A 3,317-nucleotide genomic window follows, 5' to 3' on the forward strand; every position below is an offset into this window, starting at 1 on the left:
CATGCCCCCCCTTGAACAAAGGGGGGGATTGCCGTTGGCCATTGAGCACCAAAGGAACTTTCCCCCCCTTAACAAGGGGGGGCTTGGGGGGGTGGTTTTCATCCTCCTTTGTGAAACCTCCGTTTCATGACGGTTCATCCGTAAATCCTTCCGGCGGGGTAAGAAAACCCCGCCTATCCATGTGTAAATTTGGGGAAACCCGCCTATCCATTTCTATGAGGATAGGTGGGACATTCTTGTCCCACTCATTTTCATGTCCCTTTGTTAACCATGGTTCATGTGTCTTCATCTATTTTTACCTTCACATTGTCGGTTTCTTTTGAAACTGATTGCTTCATCATCCCAAAAGATGCCGGGGTATAAAGCCCGGCGGAGACTACCATCTTCATCCCGTCTTCAACACTCATGGAAAGGGGTGTTATCAAACTCTCCGGTACAAAAACAAAAAAACCTGTTGTGGGAAGTGGTGTATGGGGAATGAAGACATTAACAACCCTCTCTGTAGTAAGGTTCTGAACCTCCCCTTTTGTTACACCGGTTACAAAACCGATCGTATATATCCCCTTGCTTGGAAACTCTACAAGGACAACCCGGCTGAAACTCTCTTTACTCTGCACTGATACCGTATCAACTATATGTTTAAAAATAGAATATATGTTGCTGACCAGCGGCACCTTTTCGAGGAGGCGCTCCCATAATAGTACAATCTTCCTGCCGATAAAATTTGTCGCAAAAAAACCCACGAGCAGGATGAGCAAAAGAAGGGAGATAATTCCCATCCCAGGGATATAATACCTGTCAAAGCTTTTCAGGAAATTACCAATGAAGCCCTCGAGGAACCTGAGAATAGCATGAAGTACAAGATACGTACCCCATATTGGGATAATTACAAGAAGCCCGGTAATGAAATATTTCTTTATGTGACTCTTCATTCTTTATCATAATACAACAATATAACCTGCGGTTTCAAGAATACTTTAAATGGATAGCCGGAATCGGTATAATTAGGGGGAGTGAGCGGTGAGCAGAAGTAAGAAGTTAGAAGCAAGAAGTAAGATTGAAGATGAGAATTCCACTTTATCAACCTTGTTCAAAGGAGGAACTCATATATCCCCCCTCCCTTGACGGGAGGGGGTTAGGGGGAAGGTGAGCTATGGGGATTCCCAAATGAAAATTTCTGTCAAGGTAAAAACCGGATCAAAAAAAGATTCAGTAAATCAAATGGAAGGGGCAAGCTATCTTGTCTCTGTTAAGGCACAGCCTGTTGAGGGAAAGGCCAACGAGGCCATTATAAAAATTCTGAGTGATTACTTCAACGTGCCAAAAAGCAATATTAATATATTAAGAGGGGAACATTCTAAAAATAAGGTTATTGAGATCCTGTAACCCCCTCCCCTTAATCCCCTCCCGCAAGGGGAGGGGAGAAGATTTTGGTATTGACAGCAAAAAAAATACTCTGCTAATATAATTCATTCATTTAAATAAAAAGGAGGAAACAAATATGGCAACAAAATTAGACCCAATTGCTGAATTCAGGGAAGACCACAGGAAGGTTAGGGACGGATTACTTGACATCATAACGGCTCTTAAATCAAAGGATGTTATAAAGGCAAGGGAGATTTTAGGAAACCTCAATGTCCTTGTAGGCCCTCATTTCAGATATGAGGAGGAAACCCTTTACCCGGCCTTGCGTACGCTCTTAGGCGAATATGTTGATCAACTCATCTCTGAGCACGACGGGGTTATTGGAACTGCACGCGCATGTCTCGGTTTACTGCAAAAAGATACCCTGACAGATATAGGAGCAAGTGAAGCCGCAAATGCAGCAAGGGCAATACTGGTTCATGTCTCCAATTGTGATGGACTTGCCATACTCTCTGAAAGACTTACACAATCAGAACTTGATAATCTCGGAGATAAGTTTGCCGCTGCAAGAGAGAAGGGAGTCCCTCTGCTTGACTGGGCAGCAACGATAAGGGAGAAAAGGGCGTAAAGCAGAAGTAAGAGGTTAGAAGTAAGAGGCAAGATTGCTATGAAAATGAGTGGGACAAGAATGTCCCGCCTATTCTTGATATATATCTGGATAGGCGGGGTTTTCTTACCCCGCCGGAGGGATGTTCGGGTGAACAACACAGGCATTTCAATAATTCTACACAGCGGTTCTTTTGACCGCATATATCACGGTCTTGCACTTGCATTAACTGCGGCGGCTATGGGGAGAGATTCACGGTGCTTTATTACATATTGGGCATTGGAATATTTCAGGAAGAATGACAGGGCAGAGTTTATGCTTGATCAAGAGGGTGAAGCGCATCGTAGTACACTTGAAGATAATTTAAGGAAAGGCCACATTCACAAGATTTCTGGGCTTATCACAGAGGCGAAGACTATGGGGGTGAGATTATACTCATGCACAAGCTCTATGGGTCTTTTAAATATCTCACGCAGCGAACTCGTTGATGAAGTGGACATGAGCATGGGGATGACCACATTCATGAATGAGGCTGTTAATGACCAGATGTTATTTATATGAGGAGCGGATCATGCGAAAAGTTAACAAGAAGATTATTCAGATTCTGTCGGAGATTTATACTGCTGAGATAGGTGCTGTAGGAATCTATATGGACCAGCACACAAAATGCTCGGATAAGGGCTATAATAAATTTGCTGAGATTCTTAAAGAAGACGCCGTACATGAGATGAAACATGCAGAAAAGCTTATGGAACGGATCCTTTTCCTCGGAGGAGAGGTCGCCTACCTGAAACACATGGTACCTGTTGCTGAACAAACAGAAATGACAGACATGGTAAAGATGAATATTGACATTGAAATTGATGCTATAGATAGACTAAATAAGGCCATAACAGACTGTTTCTCTGAAAAAGACAACGGCACAAGGCGTCTGCTTGAAGAGATTCTTGGAGACGAAGAAAAACACCTTGATGGCTTACAGATTATCAATGACAATATAAAAAGATTTGGTGACCAGTATATAGTGACTCATCTGATTTAGATCCAAAAAAGTAGATTAACCACAGCCTTCATACTTCCTATCTATGATAAACTAACATGTCGTGTAGGGGATAATGAAAATATCCCCTACACTAATTGGGAATTAAGGGTCTGTCATGAAATAACTTGTGCATTTAGGCGCTCAGATTTCGGTCAGGTTTGAGGTAAGCGGTTAAATAACCCCATCTTCACAAGTTGAGGGGAAGATGGCATGATGGTATCCAACAATGAAAGGAGAGCCGTCATGTCAAATTATTTTGAAGAGTGTAGTGAAGTAGGGGATAGTGATAAGGGCAAGTTCTGG

6 protein-coding genes are annotated in these 3,317 nt (G+C 42.7%); 4 read left to right on the plus strand and 2 right to left on the minus strand.

Annotation, left to right across the window (positions count from 1 at the left end):
- Nucleotides 1-124: 124 nt before the first annotated feature.
- Nucleotides 125-289, minus strand: coding sequence for a hypothetical protein (locus HZA08_06130; protein MBI5193004.1), 165 nt, complete (start codon nt 287-289; stop codon nt 125-127).
- Nucleotides 276-932 (minus strand): DUF502 domain-containing protein, encoded by a 657-nt coding sequence (locus HZA08_06135; GenBank protein ID MBI5193005.1) that lies wholly within the window; start codon nt 930-932, stop codon nt 276-278. The genes HZA08_06130 and HZA08_06135 overlap by 14 nt, the downstream gene beginning before the upstream one ends.
- Before the next feature lie 235 nt (nt 933-1,167).
- On the opposite strand from HZA08_06135, the gene HZA08_06140 reads away from it, so the two are divergent.
- From HZA08_06140 to HZA08_06155, 4 genes are all read left to right on the plus strand, one after another.
- Nucleotides 1,168-1,386 (plus strand): DUF167 domain-containing protein, encoded by a 219-nt coding sequence (locus HZA08_06140; protein MBI5193006.1) that lies wholly within the window; start codon nt 1,168-1,170, stop codon nt 1,384-1,386.
- 115 nt (nt 1,387-1,501) lie between these two features.
- The gene (locus tag HZA08_06145) at nt 1,502-1,993 is read left to right on the plus strand and encodes a hemerythrin domain-containing protein (GenBank protein ID MBI5193007.1); all 492 of its coding nucleotides are present in this window, start codon (nt 1,502-1,504) and stop codon (nt 1,991-1,993) included.
- 129 nt (nt 1,994-2,122) lie between these two features.
- Nucleotides 2,123-2,533, plus strand: coding sequence for a DsrE/DsrF/DrsH-like family protein (locus tag HZA08_06150; GenBank protein MBI5193008.1), 411 nt, complete (start codon nt 2,123-2,125; stop codon nt 2,531-2,533).
- A gap of 10 nt (nt 2,534-2,543) precedes the next feature.
- Complete coding sequence (locus HZA08_06155) at nt 2,544-3,014, plus strand: hypothetical protein (GenBank protein MBI5193009.1); 471 nt, start codon at nt 2,544-2,546, stop codon at nt 3,012-3,014.
- The last annotated feature ends 303 nt before the right edge of the window (nt 3,015-3,317 follow it).

This window comes from Nitrospirota bacterium, assembly GCA_016212215.1.
Taxonomy (GTDB): Bacteria; Nitrospirota; 9FT-COMBO-42-15; order HDB-SIOI813; family HDB-SIOI813; genus JACRGV01.